Origin of the sequence: Fibrobacter sp. UWOV1 (assembly GCF_900142495.1) — a bacterium.
GTDB lineage: Bacteria > Fibrobacterota > Fibrobacteria > Fibrobacterales > Fibrobacteraceae > Fibrobacter.
Genome location: NZ_FRBA01000006.1, coordinates 142,579 through 167,012, shown reverse-complemented (window position 1 = coordinate 167,012; position 24,434 = coordinate 142,579). Strand labels below are relative to the sequence as shown.

General features: G+C 51.1%; 24 protein-coding genes. 22 read left to right on the top strand and 2 right to left on the bottom strand.

Going from position 1 to position 24,434, the window contains the following annotated elements; genetic code table 11:
- Positions 1-32 precede the first annotated feature (32 nt).
- The 13 genes from BUC02_RS09955 (at position 33) to BUC02_RS09895 (ending at position 13,447) form a co-directional block, all read left to right on the top strand.
- Positions 33-1,151: a hypothetical protein gene (locus tag BUC02_RS09955; protein WP_073322124.1), complete on the top strand. Its 1,119-nt coding sequence runs from the start codon at positions 33-35 to the stop codon at positions 1,149-1,151.
- A gap of 6 nt (positions 1,152-1,157) precedes the next feature.
- A complete protein-coding gene (cobA, locus tag BUC02_RS09950; protein ID WP_073322121.1) occupies positions 1,158-2,876 on the top strand; it encodes a uroporphyrinogen-III C-methyltransferase in 1,719 nt (572 codons plus the stop codon).
- A gap of 36 nt (positions 2,877-2,912) precedes the next feature.
- Positions 2,913-3,806, top strand: a complete 894-nt coding sequence (locus BUC02_RS09945; protein WP_073322118.1) for an NAD(P)-dependent oxidoreductase — start codon at positions 2,913-2,915, stop codon at positions 3,804-3,806.
- 37 nt (positions 3,807-3,843) lie between these two features.
- Complete coding sequence (hemB, locus tag BUC02_RS09940; protein WP_073322114.1) at positions 3,844-4,812, top strand: porphobilinogen synthase; 969 nt, start codon at positions 3,844-3,846, stop codon at positions 4,810-4,812.
- Positions 4,809-6,095: a glutamate-1-semialdehyde 2,1-aminomutase gene (gene hemL, locus BUC02_RS09935; protein ID WP_073322111.1), complete on the top strand. Its 1,287-nt coding sequence runs from the start codon at positions 4,809-4,811 to the stop codon at positions 6,093-6,095. The genes hemB and hemL overlap by 4 nt, the downstream gene beginning before the upstream one ends.
- Positions 6,096-6,159: 64 nt before the next feature.
- Entirely contained in the window at positions 6,160-7,152 is a 993-nt protein-coding gene (gene nirJ2, locus BUC02_RS09930; RefSeq protein WP_073322108.1) for a putative heme d1 biosynthesis radical SAM protein NirJ2, read from the top strand.
- Positions 7,153-7,270: 118 nt separating this feature from the next.
- Positions 7,271-7,765, top strand: a complete 495-nt coding sequence (tadA, locus tag BUC02_RS09925; protein ID WP_073322105.1) for a tRNA adenosine(34) deaminase TadA — start codon at positions 7,271-7,273, stop codon at positions 7,763-7,765.
- A gap of 278 nt (positions 7,766-8,043) precedes the next feature.
- On the top strand, positions 8,044-8,745 hold the full coding sequence (locus tag BUC02_RS09920) for a hypothetical protein (RefSeq protein WP_249268870.1): 702 nt from the start codon (positions 8,044-8,046) through the stop codon (positions 8,743-8,745).
- Positions 8,746-8,819: 74 nt separating this feature from the next.
- A complete protein-coding gene (locus BUC02_RS09915) occupies positions 8,820-9,467 on the top strand; it encodes a right-handed parallel beta-helix repeat-containing protein (protein WP_073322231.1) in 648 nt (215 codons plus the stop codon).
- A 13-nt stretch (positions 9,468-9,480) separates the two neighbouring features.
- Positions 9,481-10,389 (top strand): hypothetical protein, encoded by a 909-nt coding sequence (locus BUC02_RS09910; RefSeq protein ID WP_073322099.1) that lies wholly within the window; start codon positions 9,481-9,483, stop codon positions 10,387-10,389.
- Positions 10,390-10,405: 16 nt separating this feature from the next.
- Positions 10,406-12,145, top strand: a complete 1,740-nt coding sequence (locus BUC02_RS09905; RefSeq protein WP_073322096.1) for a fimbrial protein — start codon at positions 10,406-10,408, stop codon at positions 12,143-12,145.
- A 2-nt stretch (positions 12,146-12,147) separates the two neighbouring features.
- Positions 12,148-12,783 carry an OmpA/MotB family protein gene (locus BUC02_RS09900; protein ID WP_073322093.1) on the top strand — a complete coding sequence of 212 codons (636 nt, stop codon included), beginning with the start codon at positions 12,148-12,150 and terminating at the stop codon, positions 12,781-12,783.
- 10 nt (positions 12,784-12,793) lie between these two features.
- Positions 12,794-13,447, top strand: a complete 654-nt coding sequence (locus tag BUC02_RS09895; RefSeq protein ID WP_073322090.1) for a hypothetical protein — start codon at positions 12,794-12,796, stop codon at positions 13,445-13,447.
- Positions 13,448-13,565: 118 nt separating this feature from the next.
- Here BUC02_RS09895 and BUC02_RS09890 read toward each other — a convergent pair whose 3' ends face one another.
- Positions 13,566-14,816 carry a hypothetical protein gene (locus tag BUC02_RS09890; protein ID WP_073322087.1) on the bottom strand — a complete coding sequence of 417 codons (1,251 nt, stop codon included), beginning with the start codon at positions 14,814-14,816 and terminating at the stop codon, positions 13,566-13,568.
- A gap of 3 nt (positions 14,817-14,819) precedes the next feature.
- Positions 14,820-16,223: a hypothetical protein gene (locus tag BUC02_RS09885; RefSeq protein ID WP_139261100.1), complete on the bottom strand. Its 1,404-nt coding sequence runs from the start codon at positions 16,221-16,223 to the stop codon at positions 14,820-14,822.
- Between the two features lie 151 nt (positions 16,224-16,374).
- Here BUC02_RS09885 and BUC02_RS09880 point away from each other — a divergent pair, with 151 nt between their 5' ends.
- The 9 genes from BUC02_RS09880 to BUC02_RS09845 all read left to right on the top strand — a co-directional run bounded on the left by BUC02_RS09880 (position 16,375) and on the right by BUC02_RS09845 (position 24,430).
- Complete coding sequence (locus BUC02_RS09880; RefSeq protein WP_073322078.1) at positions 16,375-17,151, top strand: YkgJ family cysteine cluster protein; 777 nt, start codon at positions 16,375-16,377, stop codon at positions 17,149-17,151.
- Positions 17,148-17,945: a SprT-like domain-containing protein gene (locus BUC02_RS09875; protein ID WP_073322075.1), complete on the top strand. Its 798-nt coding sequence runs from the start codon at positions 17,148-17,150 to the stop codon at positions 17,943-17,945. Before BUC02_RS09880 ends, BUC02_RS09875 begins: the two co-directional genes overlap by 4 nt.
- Positions 17,946-18,067: 122 nt before the next feature.
- Positions 18,068-19,573, top strand: a complete 1,506-nt coding sequence (gene lysS, locus BUC02_RS09870) for a lysine--tRNA ligase (RefSeq protein ID WP_073322072.1) — start codon at positions 18,068-18,070, stop codon at positions 19,571-19,573.
- Between the two features lie 35 nt (positions 19,574-19,608).
- Positions 19,609-19,977 carry a four helix bundle protein gene (locus BUC02_RS09865; protein ID WP_233247868.1) on the top strand — a complete coding sequence of 123 codons (369 nt, stop codon included), beginning with the start codon at positions 19,609-19,611 and terminating at the stop codon, positions 19,975-19,977.
- A 37-nt stretch (positions 19,978-20,014) separates the two neighbouring features.
- Positions 20,015-21,262, top strand: a complete 1,248-nt coding sequence (locus BUC02_RS09860) for an ABC transporter permease (protein ID WP_073322069.1) — start codon at positions 20,015-20,017, stop codon at positions 21,260-21,262.
- Between the two features lie 6 nt (positions 21,263-21,268).
- A complete protein-coding gene (locus tag BUC02_RS09855) occupies positions 21,269-22,285 on the top strand; it encodes a fibrobacter succinogenes major paralogous domain-containing protein (protein WP_073322066.1) in 1,017 nt (338 codons plus the stop codon).
- Positions 22,286-22,415: 130 nt separating this feature from the next.
- Positions 22,416-23,549, top strand: a complete 1,134-nt coding sequence (locus BUC02_RS09850; RefSeq protein ID WP_073322230.1) for an ATP-binding protein — start codon at positions 22,416-22,418, stop codon at positions 23,547-23,549.
- A gap of 81 nt (positions 23,550-23,630) precedes the next feature.
- On the top strand, positions 23,631-23,753 hold the full coding sequence (locus tag BUC02_RS16630; protein ID WP_256375149.1) for a hypothetical protein: 123 nt from the start codon (positions 23,631-23,633) through the stop codon (positions 23,751-23,753).
- A gap of 2 nt (positions 23,754-23,755) precedes the next feature.
- A complete protein-coding gene (locus tag BUC02_RS09845) occupies positions 23,756-24,430 on the top strand; it encodes an ABC transporter ATP-binding protein (protein WP_073322063.1) in 675 nt (224 codons plus the stop codon).
- Positions 24,431-24,434 lie beyond the last annotated feature (4 nt).

The following is a 24,434-nucleotide window of genomic DNA, read 5'->3' as shown; positions in this document are numbered from 1 at the left end:
GGGGGACGGTTCTTTTTTCTACATTTGGTTTCATGGCAAAGAAGAAAAAAGTATGGAAATCTCCGGCCATGGCGCAGGCCATGCGCAGCAAAGAAGACAAACTCCGTGATACGCTCACTCAGATTGTAAGCGGACAGAGCAGACTTTTAAATCGCCCCGAAGACTTGTACGAGGCGATTGCAAACGGCATTGACGATATCGAAAACTTCAAGGATCCCAAAGACCAGCTGGAACTTTTGGCCTGGACGTTGCGAGCCGATTTTATTTCGTTCAAGGCCGACACCGACGAAGAAAAGGAATACTGGGACAACCTCTTTTACGATGCCGGAACGTTCTTTGTGGAACTCGCATCGCAGTATACCGACAAGGATTATGTTGCAGACTTGGTTCATGACCTTGCCATGCGCCATGTGGGTGGTGAAGGCCGCTCGGTGGTGTTCCTGAGCGTCGAAGAAATTTTGCCCAAGGAACGCGCACAGGCTTTGCTCGAAGAATTGATCAACAAGGTCACCGAAGTCGACCAGGGCAACCGCGAAGACATTCTGGATGCCATTTGCGATATGGCCGATTCTATCAAGGATGCCGCGAACTTTGCGAAAGCCGCCCTCCTTAAGGACCCGGACAAGAGCAACACCACGCTTATTGATATTGCTAATGCCCAGTTTATGGCAGGGAATATTGAACTTGCCAAGCAGTGGCTCGGCGATGTCCGCAACCCCGGCTCCGAAGACGAAGAAGCGTACCTGGATTTGCAGGCTGCCATTGCCGACAAGGAAGGCCGCAAGTCCGACTGCATCAAGATTGCCCGCACCTTATACGAAACCTTCCCGAAGGTGATGAACCTCGGGCGTTTGGCCGCATTCTTGCCCGAAGCGGAAGCCGACCGCGTGCTTAAGGAGCATGAACAGTTCCGTAACGGCAATACGGCGAATCTTGAATTTATGCAGTTGCTCGCTGGCATGAAGCGTTACGAGCAACTTTCGGGCTACGTGGACCGCTACGAAAAGGATTTGACGACGCTCGATGCCGAAGAACTGACTGAACTTGCCGATGCAATTGAAAAGGACGGCCAGAAGGCTCTTGCCGACCACATTCGCGACTGGATTGTGGAAGAACCCGAAGATGCCCAAGCCTTTGATGACAAGGATTAATTTTTGATGGCGAATTTTGGTCATGTTTACTTGATTGGTGCAGGCCCCGGCGATCCGGGTCTTTTGACCCTTCGTGGAAAAGATATCCTTGAAAAAGCCGATGTGGTGGTGTACGACCGCTTGGTTTCTCCGGCGATTCTCGGAATGTGCAATCCGAAGGCGAAGATGGTTGACGTGGGCAAGATGCCGACGCATCACAAGGTGAAACAGTCCGAAATCAATAAGCTCTTGGTACAGTTCGCGAAGGAATACCCGCAGGGTGTTATTGCCCGCCTCAAGGGCGGTGACCCGTTCGTGTTCGGGCGCGGCGGTGAAGAAGCGTTGGAACTGGTGGCGGCCGGTGTCGAATTCGATGTGGTTCCCGGCATTACATCGGCTATTTCGGTGCCTGCCTACGCGGGCATTCCCGTGAGCCACCGCGGCATCGCGACGAGTTTCCATATCATTACCGGGCACGAAAAAGCCGAATCGAACGGAGAACTTTCGCTCGATTTTGAAAATCTCGCGAAGTGCCCCGGCACGCTCATCTTCTTGATGGGTATTGCCAACATGGATTTCATTGCCAAGCGCCTCATTGAATGTGGCAAGGACCCGAAAACTCCGCTTGCCTTTATCGAAAAGGGCACGACTCCGTACCAGCGTACTGTTATGGCGACGCTTGAAACGGCGGGGGAGACGATTGCCCGTGAAAATGTGACCGCACCTGCGATTACGATTATGGGCGGCGTCGTGGAACTCAGGCAAACTCTTGCCTGGAAAAAGAATTTGCCGCTTTCGGGCAAGCGCCTGGTGGTGACTCGCGCTGCAAAGCAGGCCAGCGGGATTTCCGCCCGACTCTCGGCTCTAGGCGCCGAAGTTATTGAGACTCCGATGATCGAAACTCGAACTTTGGAATGTCCACTTGTCATGGCGCAAGCGCATGACAGCATCGGCTCGGCAATGCCTGTCTGTGAACAGCCTGTCACTGCACTCGCCTCGCATGTCATTGCGAGCCCCGAAGGAGCGTGGCAATCCAGTCCCGTAGATTTTAACACTCTCGCGAACTTCGATATCCTCGCGTTCACGAGCACGAACGGCGTGGAAAGTTTCTTCAAGCAGTTGTTCGCTGCCGGTTACGATGTGCGCGTGCTTGCAGGCAAGAAAATTGCGAGCGTGGGCAAAATTACCGAAAAGAAGTTGCTCGAATACGGCATTCGCTGCGACTACGTGCCCGAAGACCATACCGGCGAAGGCCTCGGGAAACTTTTAGCTGCGCTCATACCTCAAAGCACCGAAGGTGCGACCTCATACCCCATACCTCGCATTCTCCTTTTGCAGGGCAATCTCGCCGACGATACTTTGCTGAATCTTTTGCCGCAGGCGACCCGATGGGTTGTTTATGAAACGCTCCCGGTGTCGGAATTGCCCGATTGGAAGCGTGAAGCCGTCGAGAACGCCGATGCCGTCGTATTCGCCAGCACCAGCGCCGTAGAGAATTACTGCAGTGTCATCCTGAGTGGAGTGCGAAGCACGGAATCGAAGGATCTAAATAGAGATTCTTCGACTACGCCTAACGGCTTCGCTCAGAATGACAATAATGCTTGTTATCCTCGAAAATCTTTTTGCATCGGCCGCATGACGGAATCTGCAGCCCGCAAACACGGCTTTAATACCGTCACCTCCGACGAGACGACCATGGATTCCCTCGTGAAAAAGATTGTAGAATTTTACACTAAAAATTCCTAATCACTGTCTACTTCCTACTGTCTACTGCGAACTACTATGAAAGCTATTCTGATTATCGCGCATCACTGCATTTTGCCGGGGGCCTACAAGGGCTTCGAAGGTATTTTGGACAAGCTTCATCATGATTTGCCCGGTACGCGCGTGGCAAGTACGAGCCTGTTGGATTTGGAAAATGACTTGCGCACGCTCCTCCGCGAGGATGTGGAATCGGTGACGCTCCTGCCGTTCCTCTTGTTGAACGGTCAGCATTCAAAAAATGACGTGCCGCGCGTGGTCGCGAAGCTGCAGGCTGAATTCCCGCAGATTCCGATTACGCTGATGCCTTGCCTCGGTGACTGGAAAGAATTTGCAAGCATGGTCGTCGCCGGCGTTCGAAATGCACAGAATAAACTTTCTCAAAGCGCCTCGGGCGCGACCTCACACCCCAAAGCTCCGCAGGAGCGTGCCCACACTTCAAACCTCTTCTCCATCGAATTAAATCTCGAAGGCCGTAATGTGCTGGTAGTAGGTGGTGGCCGCATTGCGCTTCGTAAAGTGAAGACCCTTTTGCCTACGGGAGCCCGCATCACTGTTGTAGCCCCGCAGTTCGATCCTGAATTTACCACGATCCCGTCTATCGTCTTAAAAAGCCGTCCCTACGAACCGCTCGACCTTCGCGGAATCTTTATGGTCTTTATCTGCACCGACAAACCTGACGTCAATGCGCTGGTGTCTAACGATGCCCGGGCCCGTCGCATTTTGGTGAACAATGCCTGCGATTATCTCGACGGTGACTTTATTGTGCCCGCCCGCATGGATTTCGGTGAAAATATCGCCGTAACGGTCTCCACGCAGGGCCGTGCTCCGTCGCTTGCCAAGAAACTCAAGCAGAAAATCCAGACCGAATGGGCCGAAGGCCTTGAACAGGTCGAACGCGATTTTTTACATTAAATAATAATCATTCCACATCTCACATTTCACACTTGATATGATTATCCGTCCACGTCGTTTACGCAAGAATGCAACTATCCGCAACATGGTGGCAGAAACCGCCGTGAATCCCGATTCCCTCGTTTACCCGATGTTCGTGGTCGAAGGGGAGAATGTCAAAGAAGAAATTCCTTCGATGCCGAACCAGTACCGCTTTAGCATCGATGAAATCTTGAAGGAACTGGAAAGCTGCGTGGCAGTGGGCGTCAAGTCCATTTTGCTTTTTGGCATTCCTAGCTACAAGGACGAAATGGCAACGTCTGCTTATGACGATGACGGAATCGTGCAACGTGCGGTTCGCTCGATCAAGGCGAAGTTCCCGGATTTATATGTAATTACCGATGTGTGCCTTTGCGAATACATGAGCCATGGTCACTGCGGAATTGTCAAGGACGATGGCGATGTCGATAACGATCCGACGCTTGAACTTTTGGCAAAGACGGCGCTTTCGCATGCCGAAGCCGGTGCCGACATGGTAGCGCCCTCCGATATGATGGATGGTCGCGTGGCTGCAATCCGTGCAAAGCTTGATGAAAACGGATACCAGAATTTGCCGATTATGGCATACAGTGCCAAGTTTGCAAGTGCCTACTATGGACCGTTCCGCGATGCGGCGGATTCCGCACCGCATTTTGGTGACCGCAAGAGTTACCAAATGGATGTTCGCAATGGTCGCGAGGCCTTGCATGAGGTAGAACTCGATTTGGAAGAAGGTGCGGACATTGTAATGGTCAAGCCTGGGCTTGCCTTCCTCGATGTCTTGCGCGAAACGGCTGAATTGAGCAATGTGCCTGTGGCCGTTTATAATGTCAGTGGCGAGTATTCCATGGTGAAGGCTGCTGCTCAACAGGGGTGGATCAATGAAGAGGCGATTATCCGCGAAAACTTGATTGCCTTCAAGCGTGCCGGTGCCGACATCATTATTACCTACCACGCCAAGGAAGCCCTGGAAAAAGGTCTGGTATGAACCATTCTTTAAGCGAAAAACTTTTTGCAGAAGCCAAGGGCCTGATGCCCGGTGGCGTGAATAGTCCTGTACGTGCCTACGGCAATGTGGGCGCAACCCCTCCGTTTATTAAGCGTGCCAAGGGCAGCCACATTTACGATGTCGATGGCAACGATTACATTGATTACGTGGGCAGCTGGGGTCCCATGCTTTTGGGACATGCTCACGATGCCGTGATTAAGGCGGTGGCCGAAACGGCTCAGAATGGTCTCAGTTTTGGCGCTCCCTGCGGACTGGAATCGGAACTTGCGAAACTTGTGATGGAGCTTGTGCCGAGTGTCGAGATGATTCGCATGGTGAACAGCGGTACCGAAGCGACCATGAGTGCGATTCGTGCGGCGCGTGGTTTCACGGGCCGCGACAAGATTGTCAAGTTTGAAGGTTGTTACCACGGCCATAGCGATAGCTTGCTGATTAAGGCGGGCTCGGGAATGCTTACCACGGGTAAGCCGAGCAGCAAAGGCGTGCCGGCGGACCTTGCTAAATACACGCTGACGCTCTCGTACAATGACGTGGCCGGCGTCCGTGAATTGTTCGATAAAATTGGTGACGAAATTGCGGGCGTCATTGTAGAACCCGTGGCCGGGAATATGGGCGTGGTGCCCGCGAAGAGAGAATTCTTGAAGACGCTTTCCGAAGAAACCAAGAAACATGGCGCACTCTTGATTGTAGACGAAGTCATGACCGGTTTCCGTGTTGACATTCACTGCGCACAGGGCTTGTACGGCATCAAACCGGACCTGACGACTTTTGGTAAGATTATCGGTGGCGGCATGCCGGTGGGCGCTTATGGTGGTCGCTTGGATGTGATGCAGCAGATTGCGCCGCTCGGCGGAATTTACCAGGCGGGAACCTTGTCGGGTAATCCGGTGGCGATGGCCTCGGGCCTTGCCACGATGCGTGAACTGAAGACGCATCCGGAATATTACAAGCATGCTGAAGCGATGACGACACGCCTGATTGAAGGACTTAAAGACGCCGCGAATGTGGCGGGAATTCCGCTTGCGACAAACCAGGTGGGCTCCATGGGTTGCATCTTCTTTACGGAAGGCCCGGTCACGTGCTTTGCCGACGTGCAGAAGTCTGACTTGGATTTGTTCCGCCGCTACTTCCTTGGAATGCTCGACGAAGGCATTTACCTTGCCCCGAGCCAGTTCGAGGCAATCTTTGTGAGTGCGGCCCATACCGAAGCTGACATTGACCGCACCGTTGATGCCGCTAAGAAAGTATTCAAAACTCTATAACAACGTCATTGCGAGGAGCCGTAGGCGACGAAGCAATCCATGGATGAAATTAATGAGGATTTAAATGATTGTATCTTGGATGACCACCAACAAGTGTAACCTGACCTGTAAGCACTGCTACCAGGACGCGGGCGAAAACAAGGCTGCCGAACTCACGACGCCGGAGGCCCTCAAGCTGATTGACGAAATCGCGAAGGCGGGATTCAAGATTATGATCTTTAGTGGCGGCGAGCCCATGACCCGCCCGGACATCGTGGAACTGGTCGCGCATGCCTCGAGCAAGGGGCTTCGCCCGGTGTTCGGTACCAACGGTACGCTCATTACGCACGACCTGGCTTTTGAACTCAAGAAGGCCGGTGCGATGGCCATGGGCATCAGCATCGACAGTATCGACCCCAAGCGCCATAATGATTTCCGCGGGCTCCCGAACGCCTTCGAACTCACGATGATGGGTATCGAGAATTGCAAGGCGGCGGGCCTCCCGTTTCAGATCCACACGACCATTATGGACTGGAACCAGAACGAGATTTTCGACATCATGGACTGGGTCAAGGAAATCGGCGCGGTGAACCACCAGATTTTCTTCTTGATTCCTGTGGGCCGCGGCAAGGAAATCGAAGGGCACGCGCTCCGCGTTGCTGAATACGAGGGTCTGCTCCGCAAGATTATGGAAAAGAGCCGCACGCTCGGTATCCCCGTGAAGCCGACCTGCGCCCCGCAGTTCCTGCGCATCGCAGACCAGCTTGACATCAAGACCCGCTATAGCCGCGGCTGCCTTGCGGGCATTGACTACTGCATCGTGAGCCCTATCGGGAAGGTGCGCCCCTGCGCCTACATGATGGAAGAGGCGGGCGATGTGCACGACACGCCGTTTGACAAAATTTGGGCCAATGCCGAGGTGTTCAAGAAGCTCCGCACCAAGGCCTATTCCGGTGCCTGTGGCAAGTGCAAGTTCAACGACCGCTGCGGCGGTTGCCGCGCCCGGGCCGCATACTACCACGACGGCGACTACATGCAGGAAGACTCCTACTGCGCCTACGGGAGAGGGATTAAGTAAACAGTGTGCGATGTGAAATGTGTGATGTGGAATGATTGATATCTAATTTCACACTTCACATTACACACTACACATTGTGGCGTAGTTACATAAACCACAAAACACGAATCACGTCAACATGGATAATACGAACGAAGACGAACGTTATATGCGCATGGCGCTTCGCGAAGCCGAAAAGGCTTTCGATGAGAAGGAAATCCCTATCGGTTGCGTTATCGTGAAAGATGGGGTAGTCATCGGTAAAGGTCACAATCAGATTGAGATGCTCAAGGACGCCACCGCCCATGCAGAAATCCTTTCGATTGGAACGGCGGCGAGTCATCTTGAAAACTGGCGTCTGGACGGTTGTACTTTGTATGTAACGCTGGAGCCTTGCCCCATGTGTGCAGGCGCCATTTTGAACAGCCGAATCAGCCGTGTGGTCTATGGTTCCCCGGATACCCGTTTTGGCGGTTGTGGCACCACAATCGATGTCATTTCGAACAACGCACTCAAACGCGAAGTCGAAGTGGTGGGCGGAGTGCTCGCTGACGAATGTCTAGGCCTTTTGAAGGCATTTTTCCAGAAAATGCGCCTTGAAAAAGGCGATAGCGGCAACAAAGGGGAAAATTAATTCAGAATTCAGATTTGTGAATTCGGAATTATTTTAACCCAGAACCTTGTTTTTCGGATTGTTTTGGAACTTGAACTCCAGATTCCGAAATCCTAGTTGTTTTAACTCTGAAATCCGAAATCTGAATTCCGAATTACTATATTCATAGTATGAATTTCTTAAAGCTTTTTACGAGCGCTAGCGCTCTTTTTGTCCTTTGTGCTTGCGACGGGAACGAATTTACTCTCTCGTTCAACACTCATAATGCTCCACAGCAGACCTATTTCCTCGAATCTTCCTTGAACGCGATCCTTCCGACGACAGATTCTGTGTCCGGAACGCCCGAAGCGATGAATACGCACCTCAATGTCCGTGCGACCAATTCGCTTTTGACCGCGTACGATGATGGTTCTGCCAAGTTCCAGCTCAAAATCGACTCTGTGGACTACAAGTCCGACAAACGTACGGTCGAAGAATTCAGCAGCATGGAACGCTACATGTCTACCGAACATTTCCAGTTCAAAATGGCTAAAGATGGCGATATCCGCGATGCAGTCATTGAAGATTCCGTGATGCTCGGGACAGAGGCCTTGGACCTTATCCGTATTTTCCTCAAGGTGCAGCCGCTTTTGCCAGGCAAGCCGGTCAAGCTTGGCGAAACTTGGGACCGCCAGGTTGAAATACCGGGTACGTCTAAAAAGACGATGGTCTACAAGTCCTTTACGCTCGAAGACCATTACGTTCATGATGGTGTCCAGATGGCCAAGATTGGCATGAACATCAAGTACAAGGAACTTGCTGATTCGACCTCTGACTTGCGCATGGAAAGCAAGGGCTTTATCGTGGGTACAGGTACAATCCTGTTCGATATGACGCATGGTGCAATTTCGAGTGTGAAAATGGAATTGTCTGGCGACCTGAGCGTTAACGACATTGTCGCTGACAACGTGATTCCCGATATGCATGTGATTCAGAAAATCAAGCTGAGGAGTGAATTTTGATTTTAGGCATTAAAAAATGGTCGGGGTTAGCCTTAACGTCGCTTTTGTTTGCCTGTGTCGCGGTGGCAGGGGAGATGCCCTTTCCGCCAATTGAAAATGGCAAGGTAAAACTAGTGGTGGCGGATAGCCCTTACTTGTTGGAACAGGGGGCTGTTTTCTCTGCAAAAGATACCCTGGAAATTGAACCGGGTGTTACGGTCTTGATGGGTGAATACGCAAAGCTCATGTTCCGTGGATCGGTAAAGATTATCGGTACCGATGCTGCTCCCGTGGTCTTCAAGAGCGCCGATTCCGTCAAGAGTTGGAACGGTGTTCATTTTGTGTCGGCCAACCGTCCGTTTGAAATCAAGAACTTGATTATTGAAAATGCCTTCCGCAATACGGTATTCCGTTCCAAGGGTATTTTTGAAAACGTGAAGTTCGTGAACAACTACTACGGCCTCTGGATTGACGATGTGCCCGAAGTTTTCTTGGCTCGTTGCGAATTCGTGCGCAACCGTTTCGCACTTTCGATTCGTGCGGGGCAGGTTGTCTCTGCCGATACCAAGATCAACGACAACGTTTACGGCCTTTATCTTGAACCCGGTGGAAAGTTTGATGGAGACAAGAGCTTGATCAAGGATAACCTTGAAGCTGACGTGCGCAATGAAGCAGAAGAACTTGCCGCACAGGGAAAGCGTGTGAACAGGAATATTTGGCATCGTATAGAAACCGCTTTCTAAGAGGTTGATTTAAGTGCAAGAAGCTTTTCGCAGGTCCATACGCAAGATGACGGGCAATAGCGTCCGTCTATCGGTATGCCCAAACCGCTCGACGATGGTGGCGACACTTTCTCAGTCGATGATGGTGACCTGGTCGATTGTATTGCATGAACACTTGGATGCGATGCTGAACGATCCTGCGGTAAACGTGGGGACGACGGAACTGATTTCTTTCAGTGAAACGGCGTGGAAACTGGCCGATTCCAGTTTCCCGCAGATTGTGGCTGACGCTAACCAGCTTTACGATGAATTCCGCACCAAGTGGATGCAGCGCTTTTCAACAGACGAGGTGATGCGAATGCTCTTGGAAGGGGGCGACTTCCTGCATCACGACGAAGAAAAGGGCTGGGCGTTGACCGTCAAGAACAACAAGCAGGATATCAACGCTTTCTATTCGGCGACGATTCACTTGTTGGTGAGCGACGCCGAACCGTTGTTCGTCCGCATGCACGGGCGCGTGATGCAGTTGCAGGAAAAGTTGTGCAAGTATTGGCATTCCGAAAGCGCCGTGGATGCGGTTTCCAAACTGCTCCCCAGTTTGGAAGCGTCGCTCCGCGATAAAGAAAACGCCATGGTCGTTTCGCTGCGTAGTTCGTTGAACACGCTTGCCAAGAAACGTTTTGCCGCTGCCTTCAACACCAAGAATCCGCCGCATTACTACAGCTCGGCTGCTTCTTGTGCGCGTAACGTGGGCCGTTTCTGGAATCCGCATTACGCTTACGAAAACGGGTTTCTCGCCTTTACCGATGACTTTTGTGATTATGCCCGCGGGCTTACCCTTCAGATTATTGAATGGTACCAGAGCAAGTGGGCTTTGTTCTTGCGCGGATTCTCGCGCGGTCAATTGAATTTGTTTGAAACAACGGGCCCTTCGAGGTCCTAAAAGATGCAGGTATGAAATGAAAAATGCATTCCAAATCATTTTAGCGCTTACCATTGTGGGACTCCTTGCCCTGGTGATTGCTGCCTTCTATTTTGGCGCACCACTTTTTGGCTGGGTTATTATGGCTGCCATTTTTGCCGTGTTTATCGGAGAACAACTTGTTGCCCTCAAGACGGTGAAGCAGATTGCCGTTGAAACTGATATTCTGGAAACCTGCGAAAAGCGTGGTGGCTATGTGAGCGGTGACGGTGTGGTTGCAAAGCGTGTCGCTCTTGCCCGTAATCTGCTTGCCAAAAATATTCGCCTCGATTCCTCGATGGCATATGAAGTGCTTTCGAACAGTGTTGAAATTGCGGTCCCGAAGAGCGCCGGCGGTACAGTGATTCTGCTTGGCTTGATGGGTACGTTCTTTGGTCTTATGTATTCAGTGGCAACTGCCGGCGGTGCAATTGACAATTCCACGACGCAGGGCACGCTCGATACCATTCAGCTGTTGTTCCAGAACATGAAAGGCATTTTCGGTACTAGCCTTTGTGGCTTGTTTGCTGCCTTGATTTTGAATGCTAGCCGCAACATGATGGTTTCTGCCCGCGACACGTTTGTCGCGCGCCTCGATGCCCTGACGCTTGACTTGCAGGGTGCTGCCGGCGATGGCAGCGAAGAAGCTCAAGCCCAGACGGAACTCGAACGCCTGTTTGATTCTGTCGAAAAGAATCTCTCTGTTGTCGCGTCTTCTGTCAAGGAAGGACTCTCGGGCGTTGTCTCCATGGTAGGCGATGAACTTTCTGCGATGACTTCGAAGTTGAACGAATCCTTGGCCAATGTCTCTCAGAACATGAACAAGGCTGTCGAAAACCTGGGCCCCTCGGTCAAGGATTCTCTGTCGGGCGCATTCACTCCGATGGAACAGAACATCAAGACGCTTTCTGCTTCTGTGGAATCGATACCGGGCAAGCTTGACGAAAAGTTGAACGGTATTTCTACGACGCTCAAGAGTTCTCTCGAAGGCGTATCCGGAAACGTGGAAACGGCTCTTGCCAAGGTCGCTTCCGATGTGAAGGCGGGCCTCGATGGCGTTGCTTCGGCAACGGAATCGGCCATGAACGATTCGACGAAAAATATTGCTGCTGCCGTGGCCGATCAGGTCAAGCGGTCCGACGAACAGTGGAAATCCTTCATGGAACGCCTTTCTGCCGAAACGCTCAAAAACGTGGACAGCCAGAAAGAAGGCCTCGAAACCCTCAAGAATGTGGCTTTGCAGGTGGCCGAAAAGGCTCAGGCCGGTTCTGCCGAACTCAGCAATTCTGTTGCCGAAAAACTTTCTGCTCTTTCTTCGGATATTCTCGGCGCATTCCAGAAACTTTCCGAAACTTCTGCCGTGCTGCTTGAAGCCCAGAAGGCTCTCACCGAAAGCATTGACAACCGCGTGGTCAAGGAAAAGGAAGCAACCGACGCCCTGGGCGGCAACATCGTGGAAACCGCGGAACTCATGCGCGTGAACCAGTCCGAACTCAGCGCGAACCTCGAAATGCTGCGTGCCGGCCTCGAAACGATTCTCGAAAAGCTCTCTGGCGATACCGCCGAACGCGACGAAGAAGAAAGCTTTGTGGAACACCTCAACCAGTCTCTGGAGGCCTTCCACGAACGCGCCAGCGAAGTGCTTATGGAAAACGCCGTCAAGACGCAGGAAATCTTGCTCGAAGTTTTGGAACAGACTCAACGTTCTGCCGTTCAGCAGCCTAAGGTCGAGGGCTAAGCATGCGCTTCAAGAAAGACGAAAACAGCAATCCTTGGATGGCGTACACGGACTTGGGTGTTGCCCTGGTTTCGTTGTTCATCCTCGCGTTTGTGGCCATGGCAACCCTTAAGGAACAGAAGGCCGAAGACCTGACGCGTACCGAAGAAGAAGTGCTCAGCTGCCAGGAACAGATGCGAAAAATTGCGGCTGAACGCAACGCGCTTTTGTCCAAGAGCCTGCAGACTTCTATCGAGGCGGGGCTCATTGCTCTCGAAGACGGCAAGATTCAGATTCAGGCTTCGTTCTTATTTCCGATTAACGGTGCAGACCTTACCAAAGAGGGCGAGGGCGTGATTCGCGGCATTAGCAAGGGCCTTCTGGAAGCTCTTGATTCTACGGATGTGATTATGGTGAGTGGCTTTACTGACGATACTCCGGTGAAGTCCAAGACTTATACCAACTGGAACCTTTCTACCGAACGCGCCGTGAACGTGGTCAAGACTTTGATTGCGCAGGGGTTTCCGCCCGACAGGCTCTTTGCCGCGGGCTTTGGCGAACACATGCCCAAGTACCCCAACGACAGCGAAGAACACCGCCGCCTGAACCGCCGCGTAGAAATCGGTGTGACTCCGCTCCAGAAAATGTCGAAGGAGTAATAAGGCCTTTATGCAGGAACGCTTGGAAACATTGCGTATGGGAATCGATGCTATCCGCAAGAGTGGGAAGCTGCCCCATTGGCGTATGGTCTATGCCGAAAACCTGCTGAACCGTGCCGGAGAATATCTGGCGGTCGATAGGCTCCCTGAAGCGAACATGGTGGCCGATAAATTGGATCGTTGGATCAAGACGCATACGCCGCGTGTCGATTCGTCTGAACGATTCTCCGAAAATCCCATGGTTTTCTGGAATGCTGAAATGCTTTTGGGCATGTCTGCCAAATTGAAGCAGACCCTGCTTGAAAAACGCCAGCTTGTACCTTCTACGGAACGTGAATCGACGATTCGCCGCTTGACTCTGGTTGAAGGCTGGATTCGCGAAGGTAAACTTTTACAGGCTCATGAAGAACTCTTGTCGCTTCGTACGGCGCTCATTGCCCGCTTAAGGCGTAGTTTCCGTGCCCGCTTGGTGGCTACCGACTTGTATCACGGCTCGGTGCAGCCAGCCGGAAGCTTGGTTGGACCGTACAATGCCTTGCATACGCTTGAAGAAACCTTCCATGTGGTGGGCGAACGCGACCCGATCTGGATCGAAGACTTCCTCGAAATTTATAACGACTTGTTCCGTATCGTGGAACATCTCGTCCCCCAAGAAAAAAAATAGAGCTTGCGCTCTATTTTTTTGAATTATGAATTTCAAAATTCATAATTAAGATTTTAAATAATCGCGGCGAAGCCGCCTGAAAGAAATTCTGAACTCCGAATTCTGAACTCCGAATTTATTAAAATCCGATACTCAGCTGGCCCATGTAGATACGTTCTTCGTCCTGGCCGGTGTAATAACCGAGTTCTTCAGCCCAAGTAGCGAATTCGACCGTAATGAATCGGAGCGCTTCTATGGCGAAACCGGCAGAGGGGTAGCCGCCCTTGAAACCACCCGAAAGGCGTAGGGCGAGGGCTCGGATTTCGTTGTTGTAGCCCGGCCATGCAAGCAAGTTCTGCTCGACTTCAAGACCCATGTTCAGGTGTGAGAATACCTTGTAGTTCCTTTCGCTGCTGAATGCGTCGGCATAGTCGCAAGCGATATTGAACTTACGGGCGTAACCGGTGTTCTTGTTGAAGAATCGGGGACTGTAGTTGAAACCTGCGGTAAAGTTCGGCGTGATTTTGTCGCCAGCCAGTTCTTTAAAGTAGACGTCACGAAGAGATGCGCCGACTCTGAATTCACGGGTGAGCTGGTAGAGTACGCCCAAATCGATACCGGCAGAAACGGATTTGAAGTCAAAAATGTTGTCGGTGACATCGTGGTAGCGGTCTTCAAGGGTATCTTGCAGAGCGTCGTAGTTCAGCACGTCTACAGTAATCATTTCGACTTTCTGACGCTTGGCCATCTTGACGCCCAAACCGACAGAGAGGTTGTTTGTGAATCCGTAAGAAACACCCGCCTGGGCCACGCCGTCGACGTAGAAGGTATCGATAGCGAGGAACGGAAGAATAAGGCCTCCGTCCAGGTAAGGCGCGACGTTACCGTCAACCCAGATTGCACCGCCGAATCCATGGAACGCCATTTCGGCATCCATCTTGATTTTCATGGTCAGGTACTTGTGATCGTAATTGTTCAGCTTGTGGACCAGTTCGGGGTGAGCGGCGAGAGTGTCCAAGAGTACGTTGGACTGGCTCAGACCATTATCGTTGGCGTAGTTTCTTGCGTTCTTGTAAATTTTCTGCAAGTCCTTTGCCACGCTGTAGGTCGAAAAGTAGGTTTCGAACGGACCTGCACCTCCCAAGTTCAAGCGCATGTCGCCCAAAAAGTTGCGGGGGTAGTAACCTTGTTCTGGGCGCTTTTCGAAGTTGCCCAAACGGTTAATCTGGCTCAAGCCTGCGTAGTTGAAGTAGATTGCTTCCTTGTCGTCGACGAGGGCTACGTGAGCGTTACCCATGGCTTCGGCACGCAGGGAATGGTGCGTCGGGGCCTTGGCTGCGAAAGAGGCGACTACAAGTGCTAAAAACAAGAAAAACAGATTTTTTTTCATCGCTTAGTTCCTCCCTTCAAACCACTTCATAAAGCGCTGCTCGTTATAGTTTGCCCAGCATCCGCCAATGTACTTCTTTCGGAATTCAAGATTGTAGGAGGGGGGATAATGGGTGTCCTTTGCTACGGCTCTCTTGTATGCAATAAACTCTTCGAAGGGCAGTTTTTGCGGGTTGAAACCTAGGCCGGCTGCAAAAACAAAGCGATGGTCGTCAGAGGCTACGCGATCTTGGTATTTGGGGTGGACAAATTTCCATTCATTTTCGAGCTCACGGTCTTTTTCAGCCTCGTTTTTGCCGTTGGCGATGATTATGCCGTTCATGTCGATATCGACGGTCGTATATTTTTCGTTCGGACCGGCTTTCTTGACAACACGGAGATCTCTGATGGCGGTCTTTCCGGCGGTAACGTTTTTAAGAATTATATCGTTGTCGTATACGATTTCGTTTGTCTTGTCGCTCACGTCTTCGTCAATTTCTCCATCGCCGTCGTTGTCTTCGCCGTCGTAGATTTCTTCATCGACGCAACCGTCTCCATCGTCATCCATAATGTCGCTATAGCCGAACTGGCCGATGATGATGTTCAAAGTCTTGGCTTGCTGGTCCTCGTTATTCTTGGCATCTTCGGTTTCCTTGGCCAATGCGCCGCACATGCTGCTCACGGCTGTGTGCTGGGCGTCTTCTTTCAAGTTGTCAAAGCCTTGCAGGTAGCTGTCGAACATCTTGGTCATGCTTTCGGGACTTTCTTCGCATGTCTTGAAGACTGCGTTGAATGATTCCACGGTTTCGGCCGGGTCGTTCTTAAGATTGTTCAAGACGGAAGCCATGTCGCAGGAATTGTCCTGGTTCTTTTGCAGGGAGCAGCCGTTCATGCCGGCCGTCGTTTTGCGCAGCACGAGCATGGTTTTCATCATCTGGAGAACCATGTAGCCTTCGGAAAAGGACTTATAGGTAACGATGCTGTCGGTTTGTCCGGCCTTGTCGCGCTTGATAAACTGGTCTGCAATGACGTTTACGGAATCAATGGTGGTCTGGAGTTGTGCTGCAGTTTCGTCAGACATTCCCGAGAAAGGAACCTTGGAATCGCGGCTGGCGTTTACGTAGGCAAGAAGCGAAAATACGTTGGTTTCCTGGGTGCCGTTCAACATGCGGTTCAGTGTCGCCTTCATGAGTCCGAACCAGGCCTGGGAATAGTTGGAGTCGGCGGCAATGGCCTTGTTGAAATAATACTCGGCTTCGGAGTATTCGTTGTTGCGGATCTTCTTGTAGCCTTCGTAGGTGAGGGCTTCCGCGTCGTTGTCCTTGATGTTGATGCTTTCAGTCGGGTTAAAGATGTTGCATCCGGCAATCCCCAAAGAAATTATAAATGCCGAAGCCCATAAAAATTTGGATTTACGTACGTTTTTCATTACACTTTTCCCATTTTCCCAAAAGATAACATTATTCTTACAAAAAGACATCTATTATCTGTTTTTTGTGAGGTTTTTTGAAATTCTTTCGATAAACGCGGGTTTTTAGGGCTTGTTTTTCATAATTTGGTAAAATATCTATCTTTGTAGTATGGAATCTTATCGAGAGTATTTTCCGACAAAGGCTTTTCGCTTGGCCGAAATGCGACTTGCAACCCTTTTGAGGGAGGAAAGGGATCGCTTAGATGCCATTGCGGCGTCTATGGGCCGCGAATCTGCGATAGGACCCGATAACTTGCTGCAGGAACTCCCTAAGGTTATGGAGTTCACCCGCGAATATCACCGGCTTTTTTCGGAGTATTTGGATGCGGTTTTGCCGCAGCAGCCGCGCCCGATCCAGTGTAGGCCCGCTTGCGGAAATTGCTGCCATCATTACCCCATGTCGGTAGAACCTTTTGAACTGGTGACATTGTATTGCGACCTCCGGGGGCGGAATGACTTGCTCGATATTATGGAGGCATGCCAGGTAAGGTCATCGCTGTTCAGCAAATTTTTTGAGACGCGCCGCGCCGAGGGGGCGGTGCCTGCCCAAATGGATTTGGACGATTACGCCGAAGACAAGGCCTTGCACGATTATTTTAGCGCCTGGAATCCGTGCCCGTTTTCGGACAAGAAAGGCGATTGTACGGTGTACCCGCTGCGTCCGGTGTCTTGTCGGATGTATTTTAGCGAAACAGACCCGAAGTTTTGCACTCCGGAGCATTTGCAGACGCCCGAAAACGATAGCTACATTGTTTACTTGCCGGATAGCATCGAAGATGCCGTGTACGGAATCTCGGAACATTATTCGTTGCTGGATTTGCCCGAAAGCTACTTTGGCGGACTCTTGGCTGTGAACCGCTTTGAAGGTCTGATTGGCGAAAAATGAATTTGTTCGGATTGCAACTTGATCTGTTCGGGAACAATACCGATGCTCCCAAGGAACCGGCGAAGCCGAAAGTTCCGGCATCGGTTTCGCAGAACGGATTGGTGCATTTCAAGTACAATACGCAACTCAAGAAGAGCATCCGTTGCAAGGGGGGAGTGCTGTTTGGCCACCCCGAAGTGATTTTGCCTGCCTACATGAAGGACCCCGAGTTTGCGCCAGCGCGAGAATTGGCTGCCGAGTGGGCAGAACACGCTGTAAAACGCAAGACGGCAAAGAACAAGGCGATTATCAAGGACTTGGTGAGCCGTTTTTGGACTCTTGTTGAGCAAATTTTAGCTGACCGCGGCGATGAATCCTTGTCGAGCAAGGGAAGGCTTCCGCCTATAAAGCCGCAAGGCAAGTACCATAACCTGAACGATGTGCTTGCCGCCATCAACAGCACTTATTTTGAAGACAAACTAACTTGCCGTATCACGTGGAGCAATCGTGTGGGCGGGCTCAGCTTCCATTCGGTCCGTCAGGATCCTGTGACCGGCGAAGAATTCCACCTGATTAGCATCAGCAAGGGCTACGATGCCGCCAACTGCCCGGAATATGCCGTGGCCGGTGTGGTGTACCATGAATGCTTGCATATCGCAATCCCGGTCGAAATCAAGAACGGCCGCCGCATTGTGCATGGCCGCAACTTTAGACGTCGCGAACGCCAGTACATCTATTACGACGAATGGATCCACTGGCACAATCATGTGCTTCCGCTGAATATCCGCAAAATGCGGAGACACGCAGAATTGTAATGCAGTAGACGGTAGACAGTAGGCAGTAGACAGTAATTGGCGCTGAGTCCTTCCTACTTCCTACTTCCTACTTCCTACATTTTTCTACATTTGTCCTCGTAAAAATTAACAAGGACCAAATTATGGCAATGCAAGACATGAATGACCAGGTGCAGGCTCGCCTCGCGAAGCTTGCGAAGTTCAAGGAAATGGGTGTGGATGCTTATCCGCACAAGTTCAACCGTACGCATGATTCCAAGGTTTTGAAAGAAAACAAGGCTGCCCTGATGGCGTCTGGTGAAGAAGTTGCTTTTGCTGGCCGCGTGGTTCGCTTCAACCGCAAGGGAAAGATGTGCTTTATGCACCTGAAGGACCGTTATGGCCGCCTCCAGGTGGTGGTGGCCCGCGACGAGGTGGGCGAAGAAAACTACGAAATCGTCAAGATGACCGACCTGGGTGACTTTATCGGCGTAAACGGTTTCATGTTCGAAACGCAGACGGGCGAATACTCCGTGCACGTGAAGAAGGTGACCATGCTTTCGAAGGCTGTGCGCCCGCTTCCGGTCGCTAAGGAAAAGGTGGACGAGAACGGCAACAAGGTCGTATTCAACGAGTTTGCCGACGTGGATACCCGCTACCGTCAGCGTTACATTGACATGGCCTTGAACGATGATGTGAAGGACGTGTTCATCAAGCGTTTCAAAATTCTGCAGGCTATCCGCGAATACCTCATCGAAAAGGGATTCATCGAAGTCGAAACTCCGACGCTCCAGCCGATTTACGGCGGTGCAAACGCCCGTCCGTTCACCACGCACCACAACGCTTGCGACATGACGCTCTACTTGCGCGTGGCACCGGAACTTTACCTGAAGCGTTGCATTGTGGGCGGCATGGAAAAGGTTTTCGAATTCTCCAAGAACTTCCGTAACGAAGGCATGGACCGCACCCATAGCCCGGAATTCACCGGTCTCGAATTCTACGAAGCCTATGCCGACTACAACGACATGATGGTGCACTTCGAAAATATCTACGAACGCGCCTGCATTGCCGCCAACGGCACCACCAAGATTGACTACCAGGGGAAGGTTATCGACTTCAAGGCACCGTGGCCCCGCTACAGTATGATCGAAGCTATCGAAAAGTTCGGCGGCCTTAAGGTCAACGAAATGAGCGACGACGAAATCAAGGCCAAGATGGAAGAGCTGGGCGGACACCTGGACGGCGAATTCAGTCGCGGCCGCGGTATCCTCGAACTGTTCGAGCTCACCGTGGAAGACAAGCTCATCCAGCCGACCTTCATCAAGGACATGCCCACCGAAAGCACTCCGCTCTGCAAGAAGCACCGCACCATCGAAGGGCTTATCGAACAGTTCGAGCCCTACGCTAACGGATGGGAGCTGGGCAACGCTTATACCGAACTGAACGACCCCATCCGTCAGCGTGAGCTCCTGGAAGACCAGGTGCGCCGCGGCCGCGGTGGCGAAGGCGAAACGCACCCGATGGATGAAAACTTCATGCACGCTATTGAATCTGGCCTACCTCCTACCGGTGGCGTGGGATTCGGCATCGACCGCATGGTTATGTTGCTTACCAACCAGCAGACCATCCGCGACGTGCAACTCTTCCCGCTGATGAAACCCGAAGCGTAGCTTCACGGTAGACAGTAGACGGTAGGAAGTAGACAGTGACTCAAGGATATAGAGACTTGGTTGTCTGGCAACAAGCGATGAATGTTGCTGTTGAGACTTATCGTCTTACAAGTGCATTTCCTAAAGATGAAATGTTTGGCTTGACATCTCAAATGCGACGTGCGGCTGTATCTATTGCGAGTAATATTGCAGAAGGTGAAGGTCGTAAATCAAGAAATGAGTTTTCGCATTTTTTAGGGATTGCACTTGGTTCTAAATCGGAATTAGAAACGCAAATTGTTTTGAGTGAACGTGTGAACCTATTGAAGACTTCTGAGACAGAATCGATAAAAAAGTCTCTTGATGATATTGGGAAAATGTTAACCGCTTTAAGGAGAAAATTGGGTACAAGGGATAAGACGTAGGGCCTTCCTACTTCCTACTTCCTACTTCCTACTTCCTATGAATAAACTTGAGTGGCTCATCGCCTGGCGTTACTTAGGGGCTCAACGTAAGAGTCTCTTTGTCTCGCTTATTGGCATTTTCAGTATGTTAGGCGTTTCTATCGGCGTGTTTGCGCTGGTGGTTGCCCTTGCTGCAGTAAACGGCTTCGAAGAAGAAGTCACGGCCCAGATGATTGGTAAAGACGCACACTTCGAAGTGATGGCTTACAACGGCGATTTCATTGCGCCCTACGATAGCCTCATGAAAGAAGTCCGCGACCGCGATTCTCGCGTGGTGGCGTCGTCTCCGTTCATCATTTACAAGGTGGGCGTGAGCTCCAAGAAGGTGAATGACGGCATTGTCATTTACGGTATCGATGCTGAAACCGCCAAAGGCGTGACCGACATCCATAAGTACATCAAGTGGGGCAACTACTCGGTCGATAGCCTCGAGGACTTGAGCGGAACGCTCCGTCCGGGAATTATTCTCGGTTCAGGCCTTGCCAACAGGCTTCGTGTGGTAGTTGGCGACAAGCTTGTGCTGCAGACCTTCCAGAGTCCTGATGCTATGGTTACAAGTGGTGGCCCGAAAATGATGATGTGCGTGGTGAGCGGAATCTTCGAGACGGGTACTTATGAATACGACGGAAACCTCGCTTACGTGGGCATCCCGGAATTGCAGAAACTGCTTGGCCTGGGTGACGTGGTGACGGGCATTCAGTTCCGCCTGAACAATCATTGGCTTGCCGGCGAGGCGGTGGACAGCCTTGCGTCATGGTTAGGTTATCCGTATTACGCCATGGACTGGAAAACGAAAAACATCACGCTCCTCAAGTGGATGAATTACGAAAAGTTCATTGTGGCGGCGGTGATTTGCCTCATCATCTTGGTTGCGGCGTTCAATATCATCAGTAGCCTTATCATGGTCGTCATCGACAAGACCAAGGAAATTGGAATCCTCCGCAGCATGGGCTTTAGCAAGGCGGGAATCATGCGCGTCTTTATGCTCATGGGAAGTTTTATTGGCGTGGGCGGTACGATTGTCGGTGGCACGATTGGCCTGGTGCTTTGCAAGCTGCAAGAGGCTTACCACTTTATCAAGCTCCCCGGCGATGTCTACGTGATTCCGTACTTCCCGATTTCGGTGCACATTCTTGATGTGATTTTGATTTTTGTCATCGGCATTGCGCTTTGCGTGGCAGCGACGTTGCTCCCCGCATGGAAGGCAAGCCGCTTGGATCCGGTGGGGGCGATTAGACATGAGTAGGGTGGTATGAAAAAAATCAAGATGTTGCGAGGCTGCGTAGCAACCGCATCAGTCTTTAGTTTTCTTTTTCTTGCCGCATGCGGTGGCGACAGCAGTACGTCTTCTGACGACTTTTCGGATTCTTCCTCCAGCGTCATTCCAGGCATCGACCCGGAATCTAGCAGCGGTTCTGCACAATCCAGTAGCAGTAAAGACGAGTTGAAATCTTCTTCAAGTGGCAAGGATGAGTCTTCTTCCTCTTCTCGTCATTCCCCGCTTGACGGGGAATCTTCCAGTAGTAGCATTGGAGAGGTTGTCTCTAGCAGTTCATCTGTTGAACAGAACTGCTCAGCATTTTTAGATGGTGAGACTGGCTGGAGTTGGAATGTTCCCAAAGAATGTCGCTTTAATCCTGATATTGACTACGGCACCATGACCGACCCCCGCGACAACAAGGTCTACAAGACCATAAAGATTGGAGACCAGGTTTGGATGGCGGAAAACTTGAACTATTCCGACAGCGTGAAGACTCCGATCCTGTTGAAGCGCTGCTGGTGCTACAATAATAGAACTGAAAACTGTGCCGTGGCCGGTCGCTTTTACACCTGGGCGGCGGCGATTGACTCGGTTGCTTTGTATGACGGTGGCAACGGTGTGGACTGTGGTTACGGCAAGACCTGCACGCTCCCGACAAAGGTGCAGGGCATTTGCCCCGATGGCTGGCATCTGCCGACAGAAACAGAATGGGAATCTTTGTTCAAAGCAGTCGGTGGTTCATCAACCGCGGGCTCAATGCTCAAGTCCACGTCCGGATGGAATGGTGGTAACGGCAAGGATGCTTTCGGGTTCTCGGCGCTCCCTACTGGCTACAGGGGCTACTATGGGGATTACAGCTTCGAGGGCGGCGGCGCGTACTTCTGGAGTTCTACTGAGATCGATAGCGGCAACGCGAACAGCATGCCTTTGCGCTACGACGAAGGCAGTGCGGGCCTGAGCACCGCCAATAAGGACTTCGCGCGTTCAGTTCGTTGTCTCCAGGACTAGAAAAAAATTAAGTTACCCTAAAAGGTTAAAAACTTGTGATTTTGCTTTTGTAAATGCAAAATATCTAGTTTTTCTGTGTTTGTAAATGCAAAATATTGACTTTTTGACTAAAATAGGGTATATTTGGGGCATGAACGGCAAAATTTCCAGAATTCTTGCAGACGATATATCGCAGAACTTCTTCAAGGGGAAGGTCATCGTTGTCTATGGTCCGAGGCAAAGCGGCAAGACAACGCTTGCCAGGGAAATCTTTCGGCAAATGTCTGTCGAGCCCGTGCTTTTGAACGGAGACGACGATCTTGATGTCCATTATTTCGATACGGTGACGGTGAACCGCTGGACCCAGTTGATGGGCGCAAGGAAGGTCGTTTTTGTAGACGAAGGGCAAAAAATTCAGAATCTTGGACGTGCGGTAAAGCTGCTCGTGGATTCGCGCGACGATGTTCAAGTTGTTGTCACGGGGTCCAGTTCGTTCTCTTTGGCTAATTCCATAGAGGAGCCTTTGACGGGGCGCAAGTTTGAATACAGATTATTTCCGTTATGTTATTCGGAACTGGAGAAAAATTTCGGTTTTTTGGAAGAGTCCAAAAAGTTGGAACTGCGCCTTGTTTTTGGGGGCTATCCTGAAGTTGTCGTGAACGAAGCGGACATGAAGCAGACTCTCAAGTTGCTTGCCGATAGTTACCTTTATCGGGACTTGATGCAATACGAAGGTATTCGTAAGCCTGCCATTCTAGAGAAACTGTTAAGGGCGCTAGCCTTGCAGGTCGGCAGTGAAGTTTCGTTTAACGAATTGTCGGGGCTTCTTGGAGTGTCGCGAACGCTTGTGGAATCATACCTGAAAATTTTGGAACAAGCTTTTATCGTTTTTCCGTTGTCGTCTTATTCGAGTAATTTGCGAAATGAAATCAAGAAAGGTGTTAAGTTCTATTTCTGGGATAACGGAATTCGTAACGCCGTGCTGAATGACTTTACACCCATTCCCCAGAGGAAAGATGTTGGCGCACTTTGGGAAAACTACGTCATTAGCGAACGGATGAAAAAGAACGTCTACAGCCGGGCTGACGGTCTGCCGTATTTTTGGCGAACGACCGATCAGATGGAAGTAGATTATCTAGAAGTTATAGGTTCTAAAATCAAGGCTTTTGAATTCAAGTGGAACAGCAGAAAACGAAGCCGCGTGACCAAGGCGTTCACCAACCGTTACCCCGACGCGGAAGTGGAAACGATAACGCCTGAGAATTATACAGAATGGCTCTCATAATGAAAAAATGTATATTTTCCACGATGGTTCAGGAATCCTTTGAATCTTGCGCAACAGAAAGAATGTTCTTTGGAAGAGGCTATGGACTTGTACTATCATAGTGAGCTGGCCGATAAAATCAATCAGGGTCAAGAGGGAATCCAGTATTTGGATTACAAAGTCTTGGCTCAGATTCTAATGGAAATGGAGACCCGTAAGGATTAGATATGTCCGATAAGCTTTTGCAAACAATCAACCTTCGTCGCGTTTTTTCCGAGACTGGCGAAAAGCTCGAAATCCTCAAGGGCGTGAATTTTGAGATGGAAGCGGGTGAGCTGGTGGCTCTCACGGGTTCTTCGGGTTCGGGTAAGTCGACTTTTTTGAATTTGGTGGGAATGCTCGATACGCCGACTTCCGGTGAAATTCTTTTTAAGGGAAAGGCGCTTTCTAAGTTCAACGACGCCGAGCGAGACCGCTACCACCGCGTGCAGGTGGGGTTCGTGTTCCAGTTCCATCACTTGCTGAGCGAATTTACGGCGATTGAAAACGTGTGCGTGCCGGGTCGCGTTCTCGGAACTTCTGAAAAGGAATGCAAGGAACGTGCCGCGATGCTTTTGGAAACGGTGGGCCTCAAGGACCGCTTCAAGCATTTGCCGCGTGAACTCAGCGGCGGTGAACGCCAGCGCGTGGCCATTGCCCGTGCACTCATGAACCATCCGGACTTGGTGCTGGCTGACGAACCGAGCGGCAACCTCGATGAGGCGAATTCCGCGATGCTGAACGAATTGATTGGTGAACTGAACGAAAAGTTTAATCAGGCTTTCTTGATTGTGACGCACGACGAAAAATTGGCTAGTTTTGCAAAAAGGCGTGTCGTGATGCACGGCGGCGTCATTCAGTAGCTTA